Origin of the sequence: Corynebacterium sp. HMSC073D01, assembly GCF_001815555.1 — a bacterium.
GTDB classification, from domain to species: Bacteria; Actinomycetota; Actinomycetes; order Mycobacteriales; family Mycobacteriaceae; genus Corynebacterium; species Corynebacterium glucuronolyticum.
Genome location: NZ_KV821069.1, coordinates 17949 through 35386 on the forward strand (window position 1 = coordinate 17949; position 17438 = coordinate 35386).

Consider the following 17438-nt stretch of genomic DNA (forward strand, 5'->3'; position numbering starts at 1 on the left):
GGGGGACGAGTCTCCGGCTTCAGCCCAGTTCACTATGATCACGCAGAGAGACCAGATCACTATGATCACGCCGAGAGAATAGTGGTCGCGCTTCCTACACAGTGACACGCCAGAAGTGGCCCGTTCCCGGCCAGCCGATGAGCGGTTTGTCACCCACGATGTGCGGGGTGTGCACGTGCCCGAGCAACCAGGCAACGTAGTTTTTGGAGCGAAGTTCCGAAGGTGTGGTGGGCAGGCAGGGATTCTTGGAAAGCTCTCCTGTGAGGCTTGTGTGCAAAATACCCACGTGTGCGACATCGGGCGAAGACTGCCGGTGTGCAATGGGGTACGCATCGATGACATGTCTGTAGTCATTGCGCTCCCCCACGTTTAGTGCATGAAAGATAACGGGAATCGAAGGGAAACGTACCGACTCAGCCTGGGAGGTGCTCCCCGGGCAGAAAATATTTCGATGATCGTGGACCCATGCAAGTTCCAGGTCAAGGTTAAGCGCAGCATCATGGTTTCCCCACACTATGACAAGGGGAAGGCCTAAACCGTCGCTGATCGTCTTGAGAAGCGAAGACGCGCGAGCGACATCTTCTGCGGTTCCGCTCTTGTAATCTACGAGGTCACCGCCGAAAACAACGACATCAACGTCGACGGAATCAAGTACGCTTTCGATCCACGCTGGTCCCGGTGACCATGCGGCCCCCAGGTGCAAGTCAGAGAAATATCCCATCGTTACTCCCAGCGCACAATCCGTGACGTGGGTAGAAATACTATCGGTAATCGTCACCACGCAGCCTCGCTGGCAATCCGGTTCTCACGTCGGCGTTGCAGAACCGTGACGACGATGAGCACCACAGTGGAACTCACCACACCAATCAACGTCATCGCCATGGCCTCAGGCCTATTGCCCTGGTCAAATTGGTTCATAATCCACGGAGACAACAAGTTGAGATCCGCGGGGCGGATGAGTGAAGACATAACCAACTCACGGATGCCGACGAGGAAAGAAAGAAGCCAGCCGGCAATTATTCCCGGCAAAAGCAGCGGAAGTATGATCCGGAAGAGTGTGACGGCACGGGTTGCTCCTGCAACATGCGCCGCATCGATGAGTGTCGGAGACACCGAAGCCATCGAAGCTTTCACGTTTTGGACTGCCATGGGCAGGAACATCACCGTATAACCAAGAACGAGAATCCATCGGGTCCCGTACGGCGTTACCGGAAGCCAGGGGGCGTTCCACAACAAGATGAAGCCCACCGCCATAACTATTCCAGGGACTGTGTCCGGCGCGACGGATAGAAAATCATTCACCCTTGCCAGCACGTATGCGCAGACTCGGTGAGCTGACAGTGCCACGGCGGTAGCGAGGACGATCGCTGCTGTTGCACCGATCAAACCGAGTCCCGCCGAATTAACCAGCGCTTCCTGTGCACTGCTCTTTTTCAGAACAATCTCAAAGTAATCAAAGGTGAGGTTCGTGGGAGTTGGTGGCTGCGAACGGAGAATAGTCATCGCTCCGAGCACGATGGAGATGTACGGGATGATGACACTCACCAAGAATACGGCGGTCGTATGCAGCCAGATCCCAGCCATGCTGAGCGTTGACGGCGCTAGTCGCACAGGCCGAGCGACGCGTCCTCCACTAGTCCCATCATTCCTTGACACGTACTGTTGGATGGCCCAAACGGTCACGCCGAGTGCGAACAGCACGCTGGAAGAAGCGGCCGCGCGGGAGAAACTGATGGGGTCCACCGTGATGTTCTGATGGATGGAGGATACAAGGACAGGGAACCCGATGGCGTTGCCAAGGGTGACAGGAGTACCAAACTCACCCGCAGCCCTGATGAAAACGATGAGAACACCCAGTGAGTACGGGCCGATCATGTTTGGCGCGATAATCCGGCAGACGATCTCCCACCACGTCGCGCCCTCGACCCGTGCAGCCTCGATGAGAGACGCCGGAACGGTGGAAAACGAGTTCCGCAAAAGGAGGTACAGGAAAGGAAACAGCTCGCAGGCCATGATGAGAGCCATCCCCCAGACCGAGTAGATGACATCATGAGCCACGGATCCTGCTATCTTTCCGAACAATTGCTCGGCTACTCCGCCCAACCTAGTGAAATCCATCCAGGCCATCGCAGCAGCAAACGGTGGTGTCATGAAGGGAACCATGACCACGACATCGATCCAGGAGTGACGTGACAGGGGTGTCCACGCCATGGAAACCGCCAATGGTGCCGCCATGACTGTGGCAAATAGGACAACAAGCACGGAGAGGAAAACGGTGTTTCCCATGACGGTGAGCATCTCACTATGGGCGAGAACCCCAAGAGCTGATGGCTCGTCGCGATAGCCTGTGAAAGCTGTGACCAATACCGATAGCAAAGGCGCAGCAATGAGGACCAACAGTATCGCAAGGATGATGTACGTCGCCGTTCGTTGCTGTACCGCTGGCCTTCCGGCCTCAGTTCCAGCATTCGTCCTGCGACGAGCAGTGTCAGAGTTAGCGTCTGAGGAGACGGGCGCTCTGCCTTCTCGATCTTCCACGGCAACAGCTCCAGTGCGCAATGCTGAACCTGCGCCTACCGTTTTCTCCGTGCTCCTTGCCATTACTTCAGGTAGCGCTCGACAAATTTATCGCGGATATCTGCAGAACTATCGACGATAGTGTCCCAATCATCGCTGAACTGCGTGATCTCACTGTAGTTCGGGCCCGCCTTGGCTTCTACGTCTTCACGCCCGGGAATCATGTTCTTGGATGCTGAGATTTCTTGTGCTTCCTTGGAGAACATGAAATCAGCGAAGGCCTCGGCGGCCTCCTTGTTATCAGAAGACTTCATGATCATGACCGGGCGCGGGGTAATCGTCGTACCGGACGCCGGGATAATGACTTCCAGCGGCTCGCCCTTCTGCTGGCCGGAGTAGGCAGAGTAGTCAACGCCACCAAAAACAACAGCCTTAGAGCCCGATTTAACTGCATCTAGGGCAGGACCGTTTGCGCCCTGTACGACCATGCCGTTAGCAAACAGGGAATCAAACAGCTCCCAGGTCTTGTCCTCGCCCCACTTGGAGACCATCGCAGCGATGAGGTCTGCTGCCGTACCGGATTCGCGTGGATCAGGCATGATGACCTGATCCTTGTACTGCTCATCGGCAAGATCCTTCCAGTCGGTCGGCTTCCCATCGGTTGCCTCGGTGTTAACCACGAGAGCAAGTGCGGAGCCATCACGCCCGATGAACTGGCCAGTAGGCGACACCCATTTGTCATGCACTGCGTCAGAGCCTTCCGGCGTGTACTCCTCCAGCGCACCGGATTCAGCCTGCTTGGAGGCTGCGGACCAGCTGGCGAGGTAGATGATATCTGCCTGTGGGTTGGCCTCCTCGGCCTTGATGCGGGCGGTGATCTTGCCGGTTGTGTCGGCGTAGACGTTGACCTTCACGCCGGTCTTCTGCTCGAATTCCTCGACGAGCGCATCGGTCAGTCCCTGCGGGTTTGCCGAGTAGTAGGAGATTTCTCCGGTAAGGCCCTCAGGTGCCTGCCATTCTGAGGAAGACGTCCCGGCTCCGCCTTCGCTTGCTGAGCTTGTTTCAGACGTTTCCACGGATCCACAGCCCGTGAGCACGAGCGCAGAGCTAGCGATACCTGCGATGAGGCCAACAATTTTATTCTTTTTCATAATCCTAATTCCTTTTTTCGGTTTTCTGGTCTCTGTTTCATTTCCTGCCCGAGGCGAATTTTCATTTTTCACCTGTGCAGACAGCTGCGCTGCACGAACAGTGGTGATAGCAACACCGCACGAATGGTTGCCAAAACATGCCCTTTCGGCGCCGTTCGATGATTAACCTGACGGCGTCGTGGTCACGAGGGTGAGGTTCTCAGAACGGCCAACCTCGCGATTGCTGTACACCAGCCACGGCTCATCAGCGCCCTGCACGTTAACGGTCACCTCGTAACGCCCGCCAACGTAGTGGCACTCCCGCACTCGGGCCGAGTACATTCGCTTCCCTGCCGGGGACTCCGCGTTTCGAGGTTGGGACATCTGCAGTGCATCGGTGCTGATAGAAATGTGTTCTGGCCGCCAGGTTCGTCCGGCCGAGTCTCTGTTCATATGTCCGACGAACGTGGCAACGAAGTCATTGGCTGGATGCGTGTAGATCTCCACGGGGCTCGTGAACTGTACGATTTCGCCCTGTTCCATGACTATGACGCGGTCGCTCATCGCCAGTGCCTCTGACTGGTCATGCGTGACGTAGAGAACCGTCACCCCAAGCTTCTTTGCTAAGGACGTGATCTCTCCACGAATTTGCTGCCTCAGCGCCGCATCTAGGGCTGATAACGGTTCGTCCATGAGGATGACGCGTGGTTGGGAGACGATTGCGCGAGCGATAGCCACGCGTTGCTGCTGACCACCGGAAAGTTGCTGCGGGCGTTGCTGGGCTTTGCTAGCGATCCCCACTTTCTCCAATGCTTCCTGCACGCGTCGCTGTCGCTCCCCCGCCGGCACTTTTCGCTTTCCGACGGTTAGTGGGAACTCAACATTCTTTTCCACCGTCATGTGAGGCCACAGCGCCAAATCTTGGAACACCATGGACAAGCCGCGGCGATTCGGAGGCACATTAATGCCCAGCTCCGCGTCAAAGACGTTGGTGGATCCGAACGCGATTCGTCCCGCATCAGGCGTTTCCAGCCCTGCAATGCAGCGCAACATGGTTGACTTGCCACAACCGGATGGACCGAGAATCGACGCGAACTCCCCTGCATCGATACGAACTGAGGAGGGATGCAGTCCTGTGCCGTCAGAGAATTCTCGTGCCACCCCGTCTAGCTCTATGGATGTGCCTTGCGACGAACTCGAAACGTGACTCTTATCGGCTGCTGCTAGCTCATTCGCCTCTTTGTTTCGATTCGATGCAGCCGACTTCTCGTATGGGTGACTCATTAATCCCACTTTCCGTCGAGGACCATAGACGTTTTGAACGCATCTTGTTCTCTAAGCAGCTCTAGCTGTTGCAGCCGATTTATGATTTTTTCTCGTTTTTCAACTGCGCCTTTTCTACTTGAGTCTTTCTCCGACAGCTCAACAAAGTAAGAATTGTTCATCTCAGTTACTTCAAGATCTGACGTGTAACCAGCCACCTCTATGGGCCACGTACGCTGAATGACAACATTCGACATCGCTAGGTTACGAAGAATGTGAGAAGCTGCTTCTTCCCCACCGAGCTCTTTCTCAAGCTTGCCTGGCAGCAATTCGTTAACTTTGTGGAGCGCTTCTTTTTCCGTTGGAAAGGGAAGCGAACAACTGGTCTCTTTCTTATTCGAGAAATCCACAGTGGACGTGTAAAAGCTTGTGTTGATTTGAGCATCGTAATTTTTGTCGGAAGAATCAAAATTACGTTCCCGGGCTAGTCGCAGCACTTGGTTAACGCCCTCTTTGGCTAGCGCTTGCTCTCCGGATGCCGATAAAGGAAATCTCTTTTTGAAGGTCAGCTCGCAGGAATTCTCCTCTTGAGATCGCTTGACCCGAACTGTCCACCCATGGGCAGCCAAAGCTCGGTCCGGCGTATCCACATATGCCACGGCCTCGACCTTCTGCAGTGTTCCGGCTTGCAGTTGTTCCCTAGCAGACTCGGTCACACCACCGTCAGAATCAACGACAGATGAATCGAGTCGCAACTTGATCTGATAATCATGGTCTGCGACCTCGGCTGCCGTTGCCTGAGGAAGCATCCCTAGAGAAAACTCACCATCGCTACCAGTGGATTGCACGGGAATCAGGTGCATGCAGGCCACTACCGCAGTAGCTATGAACACACTCCCAGTCCTCTTAAAGCGCCCAACCGTAGTTCGAGAAAAACTCACCTAGGTGAATCTAGACTTACCACCATTTCAGTTCAAGGGTTTTAAGAAAGAATTAATAACCTATTCACCTTTGCGAAACTTCTCATGTCTGTTTCACTCATCGATGAAAACCAAGTCAGCACTGTGCGCTACCCCTCACAGGTTCTGAACCAGGTCTCGCTGCGCTTGTTCCGCCCAAAAGAAAAGCCAGGCTACTAATCTTGAGGGTTCACTACCCCTGGTAAGCCACCACAAGACACACGTGAATACCGTGGCGAAGGTGCACTAACCACCTAACAGACAAAGCCACAGGTTGCGTTTTCTGCCTACTTCCCTGGCGCGACGAGACAAACCTCAGCTCAATCCAGCCAATACTGTCGCCTTTGCAGTCGCAACGGCAGGCTATTAGAAGTGAGTTACCTGAGTGGTGGCAGTCTCGGCCACCGTGTTAGCCATCACCATCCCCCCACACACACTTTTATCCGCTTGACCCCGACACGCTGTAAAGACACACGTTTTGGCGCTTAACCCCCGCTTCCCCTTAGCCCCTAAAGTCCACTCCAAAGTCCGGTCGATGAAAGTAGAACTAAAAATAACCCCTTACCTGCATCTTTGCGGGTAAGGGGTTTTATTAGTAGCGGGGGCTGGATTCGAACCAACGACCTCTGGGTTATGAGCCCAGCGAGCTACCGAGCTGCTCCACCCCGCGCCGTATATCCTTTTGGATATCGTGCCTTGCGGCAACGTGTTATTACTATAACGACAGTCACCCCACTTGCCAAATCCCCTGGGCAACTACGGTAAAGTTAATTCTTTATGACCCCTGTTCCGCAGCAGTCTTCCATCCCCGCTGACTCTGTTGGTTCCTCTCTACTCATTCAGGGGTCTCTCCGCTCCTTCAGGGGGCCTCTCCGCTCCTCCACTCTCATTGCCACTATTCTGCGCATATTCCGCGCACATGCTCCGCCTATGAATCACCGCTGTAACGAGTGTTGCCTCTTAGTCAGTGGAGGTGGAACAGTTGCTTACCGCGAAGCTCCAAGCCCCATAAATGTAGCCTGGTGCCTGTGAAGGCTCAATCGCGAGCGCGGGTTACCGTGCGTAGTCAGGTTGGCTCGTAAAATTGTTGTGCATGAATGATGTAGTATCGCGACTCCAACCGTTCGGGGAAACCATTTTTGCCACCATGTCCGCCAAGGCTGCAGCCGCCGGGGCGATTAATCTTGGGCAGGGCTTCCCCGACGAGGACGGGCCAAAGGCCATGTTGGAGCGCGCGGTGGCGGAAATCCGCAGCGGAAATAATCAGTACGCACCGGGGCCAGGGTTCCCTGTTCTCCGCGAAGCCGTGGCGAGGGAGCGTCAACTCCGGTACGGCCAGCACGTTGATCCCAAAACAGAAGTGTTCATTACCGTTGGCGCGACGGAAGCCATCGCTGCCACGGTACTGGGGCTTGTTGAGCCGGGATCGGACGTTATTGTTTTAGAGCCCTACTACGATTCCTACGCTGCAGCGATTGCGCTTGCAGGCGCCAGCCGCGTCGCTGTTCCCCTCGTTTCTCGCGGTGGTTCGTGGGATATCGATGAGGTAGCCCTCGATGCGGCGGTTACTGAGCGCACGCGGATGATCATCGTCAACAGCCCGCACAACCCCACCGGTTCGTTCCTCGATGTTGCGGCGGTTGCTCGCGTCGCCGTTCGCCATGATCTGCTTGTGCTTGCCGACGATGTATATGAGCACCTTATTTTCGACGGTGGTGACCACACCCCGATTGCCACCCTCCCCGGAATGTGGGAGCGCACAGTCACAGTTTCTAGCGCCGCCAAGACGTTCAACGCCACTGGCTGGAAAACGGGGTGGGCTGTGGCTCCTGCCAACCTCATCGAGGCGGTTGCCCGCGCCAAGCAGTTCATGACCTTCGTTGGGGCATCCCCATTCCAGCCGGCCGTCGCCTACGCTCTGGATAACGAGCAGGAGTGGGTAGCATCCATGGTCGGAGAACTCCAGCGCAAGCGGGACTTCCTCGCCGCACGCTTGGCTGATGCTGGCTTCACTGTCCACGACACGGCTGGCACCTATTACATCGTCGCGGAGGTTGATCGCCCGGGCGTGGAGTTTTCCAACTGGCTTATCGACGCTGCTGGTGTCGCCTGCATCCCCGTCGAGGTCTTCACCGATCACCCCGAGCAGTGGAGAAATCTCGTGCGCTTTGCGTTTTGCAAGAAATGGGACGTGCTGGAGAAGGCAGGTACGCGTCTCACCCGCCTGGCGTAGGCGAGTACGAGCACGAACGACCACCCAGCACATGGCTCGGTGGTTGTTTTTCCGTGCATTTTTCTGGCCCCTGCCCAGCGCCACGCCTGACACCGGGTGTGACTAAAGGCCCCTACGTGCGTAGGTAAATGGAAAACAAGCCGACGCCCCACCCACGGTGAGTGAAATGAGAACCGTGGGAGGGGCGTCGACAAGCAAAGAAGAGACTGAATCTACAGACGTAAACAGCGCTCTAGTTCATGATGTCCTAGATCTCCGTCATATCCATATCGCGGGACTCACGCATGAGCGCGATGGCAATGAGGGAAACGATGGACACACCGACAAGGTAGTACCCCACCGAGGAAACACCGTAGGTGGCGTTCAGCCATGTGGCGATGAACGGGGCGATCGCAGCACCAAGGATGGAAGAAACGTTGTAGCTCAGTCCAGATCCCGTGTAGCGCACGTTCGTGGGGAACAATTCAGGCAGCACTGCGGACATGGGGCCGAAGATGAGGCCCATGAGGAACATTCCCAGGGTGAGGAACACGAGGGAGCTGAACAGCGTCGCCGATTCCGGAGCCAGGAACAGCTTAAAGGTCAGGCCGAAGACGATGATGGCAACCGTCGTCCAGAACAGCGAGGGCTTGCGGCCGAAGCGGTCCGCCCAGTAGCCGGACAGCGGGATGGACACCATGAAGGCGAAGATCGAGATCAGCTGGATGACCAGGAACTGCTGGTATTCGAAGCCGAGGCCGAGCCCCTTCTCCCGGTCCGCGATTCCGTAGGAGAGGATCCACGTGGTGACAAGGTAGAACAGGGTGTACGTGCCGACCATGATGAACGTACCTGCGAACAGCGGGCCGAGGGCTACCTTGAACACCTCAGTGAACGGCGCCTTGGCTTTCTTCCCCTGCTTGACGGCGGTGGTGAACACCGGTGTCTCATCGAGGTGGATGCGGACCCACAGACCTACAACGACCATGACGGCGCTGAGGATGAAGGGGATGCGCCAGCCCCAGACCATAAACGGGGAATCCAGGTGCGCGGTGTCATGCCCCAGGACCTTCACGATGACCAGGAACAGGCCGTTGGCGAGGAAGAACCCAAACGGCGCACCCAGCTGTGGCCACATCGCCGCGCGGGCGCGCTTGCCCTCCTCGGCGCTTTCTGTGGCGAGCAGCGCCGCGCCCGACCACTCACCGCCAAGGCCCAGGCCCTGGCAGAAGCGCATGAGCGCGAGGAGCGCCGGTGCGAGGAGGCCCACCTGTGCATAGGTGGGCAGCAGGCCGATGATGAAGGTTGCGATCCCCATTGTCAGCAGCGCGCCAACGAGCGTTGCTTTACGGCCGACACGATCGCCGAAGTGGCCGAACACGACTGAGCCCAGTGGGCGGGCGATAAAGGCCAAGCCGAAAGTAGCAAATGACTGCAGCAGCGCCACAGTGGGATTATCAGTTTCCGCAAAGAAGAGGTGCGGGAACACTGCCACAGCTGCGGTGGCATAGACGTAGAAATCGTAGAACTCGATTGTTGTTCCGATTGTGGAGCCAATAATGACGCGACGTCGATTCTGTTTCGCGTGCTTCTCGGCTTCCTGTTTTACTTGGACGGCAGTACTCACGTGGCACCTCATTTCAAAAGTGTTGAAGGTTTTCTCAAGGCTTGTTCCTTGGGTTTTGTTGGCCTCCCAAGAAACTCTTCTTAGGGGGTTGAAAAAATATTAAATCTCATCTAACAAAACTTCAATTCCACATTGTGAGACACATCATATTTACGACTGCCCTCTCCCCCGTTGCCGAACATCTGCTACCAGCACCGCACCCCTCCCCACCCTCCAACCACCCCCCGCACACACAGTTAGCCAAACAAAACAAAATCAACCAATCAGAAATGTTGCAAAATTTTTCGCCCGAAAGCGGATTCACCTGCGTGGCGTGCCCTGGCACTGCCCTCCCAAAGGACCTCCCCTCCCGCCGACACAACGTTCACAGCCGGGAGCCCGGTGAAGGATCAGCGCGTGCAGATACAACAACGCCGCCACCCGAGTGGGTAGCGGCGTTGTTGGTGTTGTGTTGTTGCTGCAACGCTGCGGGTGCAATGAGCAGAAGCAGCGCGGCAGAAGCAGCGCGGCAGAAGCAGCGCTGTTAGCGTGGAACTGTTGCCACCTGCGAATTCCGGCTGTTACTGGAAATTCTTCTGGTAATCGGCGACAGCGCGGTCGAGCTCGTCGAGGGCACGGCCGTACTCCTCGTGCGAGCCGTCGCGAGCCGCGCGGACCCCGTTGAGTGCTTTGTTGATGCGCTCAATAGCAGCCGTCGGATCACCCGCCGGAGCAGGGGTGGACGTGCCGTCATTCTTGTCTTCAACCGGCTTCTTCTCGTCCTTCGTCGGCTGATCGGCGCTCACATCCGACTCTTCCAAGTCGCTGGCCTCACGCGGGTTGATGCCCACCTGAGAAAGTGCCTCGGCGACAGTCGGGGCATACCCGATCTTGCCGTCGTAGCTGACAAGCACACGCAGGAGCTTGGGGAACGCGGACTGCTGCCCTTTCCTCTTGGTGTACATGGGCTCAACGTAAAGGATCTTGCCACCCCCGACAGGGAGGGTAAGCAGGTTACCGTTCATCACCTCGTTGGTGTTTTGCCACAGCGAGCGGTCACGCGCCACCTGGTCAGAGGAGTCCATCGTGTCCTGTGCCTGCTTCGGTCCCAACGTCTGGGAGTTCGTGGGCAGGACACGGACGGTGATCTTGCCGTAATTGTCCGGATCAGATGTCACCGTCATGTGGGCGGAGAGGAACTCGCGTTCCAGGCCACGGAACGGGGTGATGAGCTGGAAGGTCGGTTTGTCTGTCTCCGGATCTGCGGCCACAACGTAGTACGGCGGCTGGCGGAGGTTCTTGCGATCCTCGGATGCCGACGGATCGTTCGGGACGGACCAGAAGGCCTCGTTCTTGAAGAACGTGCCCGGATCGTCCACGTGGTAGCGGGCGATCAGTTCGCGCTGTACCTTGAACAGATCCTCCGGGTAGCGGAGGTGAACATTGAGTTCTTCGGGGATCTCGGACTTCGGCTTCACCGTGCCGGGGAAGGTTTCCTCCCAGGCCTTCAGCACCGGGTCTTGATCGTCGAACTCGTAGAGGGTGACAGAACCATCGTAGGCGTCGACCACTGCCTTGACGGAGTTGCGGATGTAGGAAACCTGATCGTAGAGCAGGCGCTGGTCCGTGCCCGTCGGGTTAAGGGCATCCTGGGTGGTCTGTGTCAGCGAAGTGCGCTGAGCGTACGGAAGATTCGTCAGCGTGGTGTAGCCGTCGACAATCCACTTGATGGAGCCATCAATGACAGCCGGGTAGGCCTTGGAATCGGTGGTCAGCCACGGGGCAACCTTTTCCACGCGCTCGCGCGGATCACGGTTGTAGAGAATCTTCGATTCGCCATTTACGCGGTCGGAGAGGAGGAAATTGAGCTCCTGGAACTGCAGGGTGTAAGCAATGCGGTTGAAGAAGTTACCGATCGGCACGCCACCCTTGCCGTCGTAGGTGGACATGGTGGAGTCCGTGTCGTACTCCCACGACTGGCCATCACCGCTACCGACGATAGCGTAGTCCACAATGTCCGGCACCTTGGAAATAACCGTGCCGTAGTAGATGCGCGGTTGCTTGAGATCGAGGTTCAGCTTGTCCCGGTGCCCACCCGCAGTGTCCTTTTCCACGGTAGACAGGTCTGCCACGGTGAACACCGGGTAGCCACCACGGGTGGAGGACGCGTCGCGCGCGACCTCATCAACCCTGTTGGCGGGGGCGGCAACGAACCCGTTGCCATGGGTGTACACGGTATGGCGGTTGAGCCAGTCGTTCTGGTTATCGGCCAGCGAGTTGGGGTTCATCTCACGGGCAGCGACAACATAGTCGCGCACCTGCCCATCCTGTTCATAGCGGTCGATGGACAGCGGATCCTGGAACCCGTAGAAGTTCTTCAGCTGCTGCATCTGCGTGAACGTATCCGGCAGAACCTCGGGATCGAGGATGCGGATGTTGGACACGGTGGAGCTGTCGGAGGCAACCTCCTCGTCGCTCGTGGAATCTGCGCCCCAGTTGTCGAGGTAGGTGACCTTGTCATCACCGATGCCGTAGGCGTAGCGCGTCGCCTCGATATTGCGGGCGATGTACGGGGACTCCGCCTCCTGGCCGTTCGGCTTCACCTTGAACTGCTGCACGACTGCGGGCCATGCGGTGCCCACCACGAGGGAGGACAGCACCATGAGCACGGTGGCGATGGCGGGGATCCGCAGATCCTTGAGGAAGACGGCGGAGAAGAATGCCACGGCCACGACGAGGCCGATGACCATGAGGATGATCTTGGCCGGCAGCTGCGCGTTGATATCGGTGTAGTTACCGCCGGTGAAGGTCGGGTACTGGTTGTCCAGCAGCGTGTAGCGCTGCAGCCAGTAGTTCACCACCATGAGGAGCATCCACAGCCCGGCCGTGACGGCAAGCTGAATGCGGGCGGGCCGGGAAACGAACGCCGTCTGACCAGTGGCTCGGTTACCCGGGCGCAACCCGCCAAGGAGGTAGTGCCCGACCAGCGCGATGAAGAACGCGACGGCCAGCAGAACGAGGAGAGAGCCCACAATGAGCTGGATGACCGGCAGGCTGAAGGCGTAGAAGCCCAGATCCTTGTTGAACTGTGGGTCGGTCACGCCGAATTCCTGGCGATTGAGGAAGAACAGCACGGTGCGCCAGGAAGCCTGGCCCATGAGACCGCCGAGAATGCCGATGATCAGTGGCAGGCCGATGAGGAGGCGGTTGAGCGATTTCTCAATGACCTTGCGGTATTCATGGATCGTGGGTGACATATCCGCGCCGTCGAGTTCGCCCGGCCTGTATTTGAAGGCCAGGAACCCGGCGATCCAGGTCACTCCGGCGGCGACGACGCCGAAAACGAGGAACAGAATGAGCCTCGTCACCAGCGTCTTCACAAAGACGGAGTCGTAATTGATGTGTCTAAACCACAGCCAGTCTGTGTAGTACCCCACCACCCACGGAACGAGAACGGCGAGGGCAACCACAACGGTAATCGCAGTGAGGAGCCCCCGGTTCGGTTTCCGGGCAGGTGGTCTCAGTCCGGTAGCCACGTGCTACTCCTTTTCATTGATAGATCAAGTTAACGCTAGTCTAATAAATGTTTCGTAGACCCTACGATGGAGGTTCGTCTCAACCATGGAATTTAGTCAACAACACCTGAACAGGGCTGTTTTGGAGGCCATAGATTTCGTCCACGCTGAGGGCTGGGGTGCGCCCCCGACGCTTTTCGCTCTAGTTCCTAGTCGGTTGCTTATCGACGCCCTCCCGGACCCCGATTTGGAAGAGGCACTGTCTCTTGTGGTTCAGGAGCTTCCCGAAAACCTTCCCGCCGGTTCCCCCGAGCTTGGCGAGTACCTCACCCGGATCGTCTGGCCTGAGCAGGTGGCGGGCGCTGTCCTTGCGCAGGAGATCACGTTCCGCGATACGTCCTCGGAGGACCCCACCCCGCGCCCGGCGCGCTTGTTCTCCGCCGCGATGCGCGACGAGGAGCTGACTCAGACAATTTTGCAGATGAAGAGCGCCGAAGACGGGCTCTTCTCTGACGACGACTACGAGCTGCGTGGCGGGCCGGACATCGCCCCGGAGCTCATCGCTGCGCTGCAGTACAGCTTCACACTCACCCTGGACGATTAAACAGACACTGGACGATTCATTTTGCCCGCTACACTGGAAACCATGAAACGCGCGCTAGCAGCACTCGTACTCGCCAGCTGCGCCGGGCTCAGTGCCGGGTGTGGTTCCCAACCAGGCGAGGATCCGTCATCCACTGCCGTCACACCACCGGCCGTCACATCGTCGGCTGCACCCGCTGATGATGCCTCTCCGTCGGCCACGGCTACGGGAACGGCAGATGCATCGACCGCAGACACGTCGGCGACTGGTTCATCCACCGCAGCGACGCGGACGACAGAGTCACCATCTTCTTCGACGACAAAGCGTTCGACGAGTTCGTCCACCGAGGCCGAGGATGCAGTGGCAACGGTAGCTACCACGTTCGCCTCGCTTGCCCCCGCGTCGTTTTTTGCCGATCTGGAGAACTGCCACCCCAATGGAATCCCTGATTCTTATTCCTGCGATGGCCCGAAGGTTGGCCAGTTCCAGTTCTTCGCCTCCGATGTGAAGGCCACGTCTACCGCCCAGGTGCTGCGTGAGCTGTCGAGTTCCCGCGTTGTGGAAGAGCAGGCTCCGCGGATCGTCGGCTGGTCCGTACTCGGCTCCACGGCGATCATCACCGTCGTCGACGAGAAAAAGGGACTGACAATGCAGCAGATGATCTCTTCCGACAAGGTGGATCCCTCCACCCGCATCAAGGAACTGGGACTCGTCGAGTCCGACTAAGTCCGCTCGCAGGGGCTCCCTGCCCGCACGGAGCCACACAAGACTGCACTGCGCTACCGGCACCCCTAGGTCACCTGTGCCCGAAATAGGAGGCCAACTGGCGCTTCCACTGAACCGGCGATGCCCCCAGAGATGGCCTCAGGCGGTGCCCCAAAGATAGGCACAAGTGGTGCCCCCAAAGATGGGGCCAGGAAGACTTTCCGGGTAAGCGCTTGAGCTTTGAAAAAGCCCCTGGCTAGAAGACAATCTAGTCCGCTGAGCAGCTTGCCACCGGTTGTCCGGCCGCATAGGCATCGATGGCCGCGATCGCCTCATCGAGGGTTGCCACCTTTGCCACCGTCATTTGCCCGGGATCCTTTTCCACGACCTCATCGCAGTTATCAGCCGGGGCCAAGAAAAGCTGCGCGCCAGCTTCTTCGGCTGCGGTCATCTTGTGTTTGATGCCACCGATCGGGCCAACCTCACCATCCGGGTCAATCGTTCCGGTCCCGGCGATGTTGATGCCTTTCGTGGTGTCGCCCGGATCCAACTTGTCGATGACACCAAGCGCGAACATCATGCCGGCCGAGGAACCGCCGATATCCGAGAGCCTGTAGTCCACGGACAGATTCCCCGACGGATCAGCCTTCATGAGCAAACCAACGTAGGGCTTCCCATCCTTTTCCCCTACCGTGACGGGGATCTTCTTTTCCTCACTGCCGCGACGAACCGTGAAGGTTACCGTGTCTCCCACCGCCTTCGTGGCAATGTAATCCGAGACTGTCGAGGGGACGGTGACCGACTGGTCGTCGACAAGCGTGAGAACATCCTCAACCTCAAACAGACCGTCGGCAGGCGCACCCTCCATCACCTCGGCGACGATCGTTTCCAGCGGAATGCCCAAATGGTTCAGCGCGGCGAGGGTAGCTGCTGACTCACTGTTGTTAAAGGCCTGCTTGTTGGCCTCCTCCATATCTTCCTGGCTTACATCCGGCGGAATGACAGAGCTCAGCGGGACCAGCTCACGATCCTTGCTAAACCACATCGCGATGGCATCGCCAAGACCCAGGTCCGTGTACACACTCACCGTAAGCATCCGCAGCTGACCATCCGTCTCATCCACCGGCGCACCGTCGATCTGGACGACATCCTCGCCACCGTCAGTCTTTCCCAGCACGTCGAAACTCGGACCAGGCCCCATCGCGGCGAACGGGACACCGACACGCAGACCCGTGGCGCTAGTCACGCCGGGGACGCTCGTGGCAACAACGAGGACAAGCAGGACGAGAACCGTCACGGTTCCCCACATCACATGGGAGGGCAACTTTTTCACGAACATAACCCTACATGTTCGCTTACAGCACACTGCAAGAATATGGCATCCGTGCGGTCTGCCACGGTAGGTTAGAACTATGAGCAATAGATTCGGATTTACCTCTGGCAACGACGATGACGACCCTGACAAGGACCGCGACAATAACCAGAACAACGGCTCCGGTGACGGCGCTAGCGGTAACGGCAACGAAGGGAACACCCCTTTCGGTGGCATGCCCGGATTCTTTAGCTGGAGCTCCGACGGGGGCTTCCAACAAGGCAATTTAAACGACCTGTTCCAGCAATTTAGCTCCATGTTCGGCGGCGAGGACGCACAATCGGGTGCAACCCCCGGCTTCGGTATGTTCGGTGGGCAAACTCCTCCCCCGGAAGCAGGAGCCGATGATGATAGCCCAACCCTCGACCGCTCCATTGTGTCCAAGGCGGGAATCGAGGAAATCGGTTCGGAGCGCCGGCCCTCCGACGCTGAGACGAAGGCTGTGACCGAGGCAGCGCGGTTAAGTGATCTCTGGCTCGACGGTGTCACCGATATCCCGGCAGCAGGCGGCCCCGTCGAGGCATGGAACGCTGCCGCATGGCTTGACGCAACCATAGACACGTGGATTCGTCTCACTACCCCCGTGGTGGAAAACAAAGATGCAGCTAGCGAAGCCGGCCTCCCCGAGGAGGCGAAGCAGATCATCGGCCCCATTAAGCACATGATGAATCACTTCGGGCACATGCAGGCTGCCACACAACTCGGCGGCGACCTCGGTGAACTAGCCACGCAGGTACTCACCGGCTGCGACTTCGGCATGCCCGTAGCACCGCGAGGCACCATCGCCGTGCTGGCATCCCATGTCAGTGCAGCAGTCAAGAGCCTCGATATCCCCGAGGAAGAGGCACTCATGTACATCACCGCGCGCGAAGCTGCACGCCAGCGCCTGTTCATGCACGCCTCCTGGCTGCCTGAATCTATTGTCGGCGCGGTTGAGGAATTTGCTCTCGGCCTGGAGATTGACAATAGCGAGATGGAGGAGACAATCCGGGATCTCCAATCCGGTGGGATCGATCCACAGCAGTTGCTCGAGCACATCACTAACTCTGACATCGAGCCACGCCTATTCACCCGCAACGAGAAGTCGGCGGAACTGCTTGAGACCCAGCTCGCGCTCGTCGAAGGCTGGGTGGAGCTCGTAGTTCACGAGGCACTTGCCGATCGCATCCCCTCTGCACTCAAGATGGAGGAGGCCTGGTCGCGTCGCTTCGCCTCCGGCGGGTCTGCCGACACCGTCCTCGAAGAGATCGTCGGCATCACGATCAAAACCCCCAAGGTCGCCGCAGCCTACGACCTGTGGCGCCGTGTGGGAGAGGCCGTAGGCCAGGAGCGCCGCGACAGCCTGTGGAACCACCAGGACTTCCTTCCCCGCGCCGAGCACCTGGACAACTCCGCCGCCTTCATCGATGAGCTGCTCACCGACGACTTCGACCCGATCGCCGAGATCACCAAGCTGGAAGAAAGCGGTAACTTTGGCAAGGGCCACGAAGCCCACGACGGCGACGAGGGCAGCGACGGCGGTGACGGCAACGACTCTGCCGGTGGCTCCACCAACGGCGACACCGACATCTAGGAG

12 protein-coding genes and 1 tRNA gene are annotated in these 17438 nt (G+C 58.0%); 4 read left to right on the plus strand and 9 right to left on the minus strand.

Annotated features, from left to right (window positions below; all coding sequences use genetic code 11):
- Positions 1-94 precede the first annotated feature (94 nt).
- The 6 genes from HMPREF3044_RS09230 to HMPREF3044_RS09255 all read right to left on the minus strand — a co-directional run bounded on the left by HMPREF3044_RS09230 (position 95) and on the right by HMPREF3044_RS09255 (position 6539).
- Entirely contained in the window at positions 95-781 is a 687-nt protein-coding gene (locus tag HMPREF3044_RS09230; protein WP_246820990.1) for a metallophosphoesterase family protein, read from the minus strand.
- The gene (locus tag HMPREF3044_RS09235; protein ID WP_246820992.1) at positions 775-2601 is read right to left on the minus strand and encodes an ABC transporter permease; all 1827 of its coding nucleotides are present in this window, start codon (positions 2599-2601) and stop codon (positions 775-777) included. The genes HMPREF3044_RS09230 and HMPREF3044_RS09235 overlap by 7 nt, the downstream gene beginning before the upstream one ends.
- Complete coding sequence (locus HMPREF3044_RS09240; RefSeq protein ID WP_070741106.1) at positions 2601-3668, minus strand: ABC transporter substrate-binding protein; 1068 nt, start codon at positions 3666-3668, stop codon at positions 2601-2603. Before HMPREF3044_RS09240 ends, HMPREF3044_RS09235 begins: the two co-directional genes overlap by 1 nt.
- A 162-nt stretch (positions 3669-3830) precedes the next feature.
- The gene (locus tag HMPREF3044_RS09245; protein ID WP_070741110.1) at positions 3831-4931 is read right to left on the minus strand and encodes an ABC transporter ATP-binding protein; all 1101 of its coding nucleotides are present in this window, start codon (positions 4929-4931) and stop codon (positions 3831-3833) included.
- Entirely contained in the window at positions 4931-5803 is an 873-nt protein-coding gene (locus HMPREF3044_RS09250; protein ID WP_246820993.1) for a hypothetical protein, read from the minus strand. The genes HMPREF3044_RS09245 and HMPREF3044_RS09250 overlap by 1 nt, the downstream gene beginning before the upstream one ends.
- 662 nt (positions 5804-6465) lie before the next feature.
- A tRNA-Met gene (locus tag HMPREF3044_RS09255) sits at positions 6466-6539 on the minus strand.
- A 423-nt stretch (positions 6540-6962) separates the two neighbouring features.
- Here HMPREF3044_RS09255 and HMPREF3044_RS09260 point away from each other — a divergent pair.
- Complete coding sequence (locus HMPREF3044_RS09260) at positions 6963-8102, plus strand: pyridoxal phosphate-dependent aminotransferase (protein WP_070741113.1); 1140 nt, start codon at positions 6963-6965, stop codon at positions 8100-8102.
- 247 nt (positions 8103-8349) lie between these two features.
- Here HMPREF3044_RS09260 and HMPREF3044_RS09265 read toward each other — a convergent pair whose 3' ends face one another.
- The gene (locus HMPREF3044_RS09265) at positions 8350-9720 is read right to left on the minus strand and encodes an MFS transporter (RefSeq protein ID WP_070741115.1); all 1371 of its coding nucleotides are present in this window, start codon (positions 9718-9720) and stop codon (positions 8350-8352) included.
- A 548-nt stretch (positions 9721-10268) separates the two neighbouring features.
- Positions 10269-13223 carry a UPF0182 family protein gene (locus HMPREF3044_RS09270; protein WP_070741118.1) on the minus strand — a complete coding sequence of 985 codons (2955 nt, stop codon included), beginning with the start codon at positions 13221-13223 and terminating at the stop codon, positions 10269-10271.
- 85 nt (positions 13224-13308) lie between these two features.
- Between HMPREF3044_RS09270 and HMPREF3044_RS09275 the strand changes: the two genes are divergently transcribed.
- Positions 13309-13806, plus strand: a complete 498-nt coding sequence (locus HMPREF3044_RS09275; protein WP_005395106.1) for a PPA1309 family protein — start codon at positions 13309-13311, stop codon at positions 13804-13806.
- Between the two features lie 42 nt (positions 13807-13848).
- Entirely contained in the window at positions 13849-14511 is a 663-nt protein-coding gene (locus HMPREF3044_RS13415; protein ID WP_239171016.1) for a hypothetical protein, read from the plus strand.
- Positions 14512-14758: 247 nt separating this feature from the next.
- On the opposite strand, the gene HMPREF3044_RS09290 is transcribed toward HMPREF3044_RS13415, so the two are convergent.
- Positions 14759-15829, minus strand: coding sequence for a YlbL family protein (locus tag HMPREF3044_RS09290; protein WP_005390277.1), 1071 nt, complete (start codon positions 15827-15829; stop codon positions 14759-14761).
- A 73-nt stretch (positions 15830-15902) separates the two neighbouring features.
- On the opposite strand from HMPREF3044_RS09290, the gene HMPREF3044_RS09295 reads away from it, so the two are divergent.
- A complete protein-coding gene (locus HMPREF3044_RS09295) occupies positions 15903-17435 on the plus strand; it encodes a zinc-dependent metalloprotease (protein ID WP_005390278.1) in 1533 nt (510 codons plus the stop codon).
- The last annotated feature ends 3 nt before the right edge of the window (positions 17436-17438 follow it).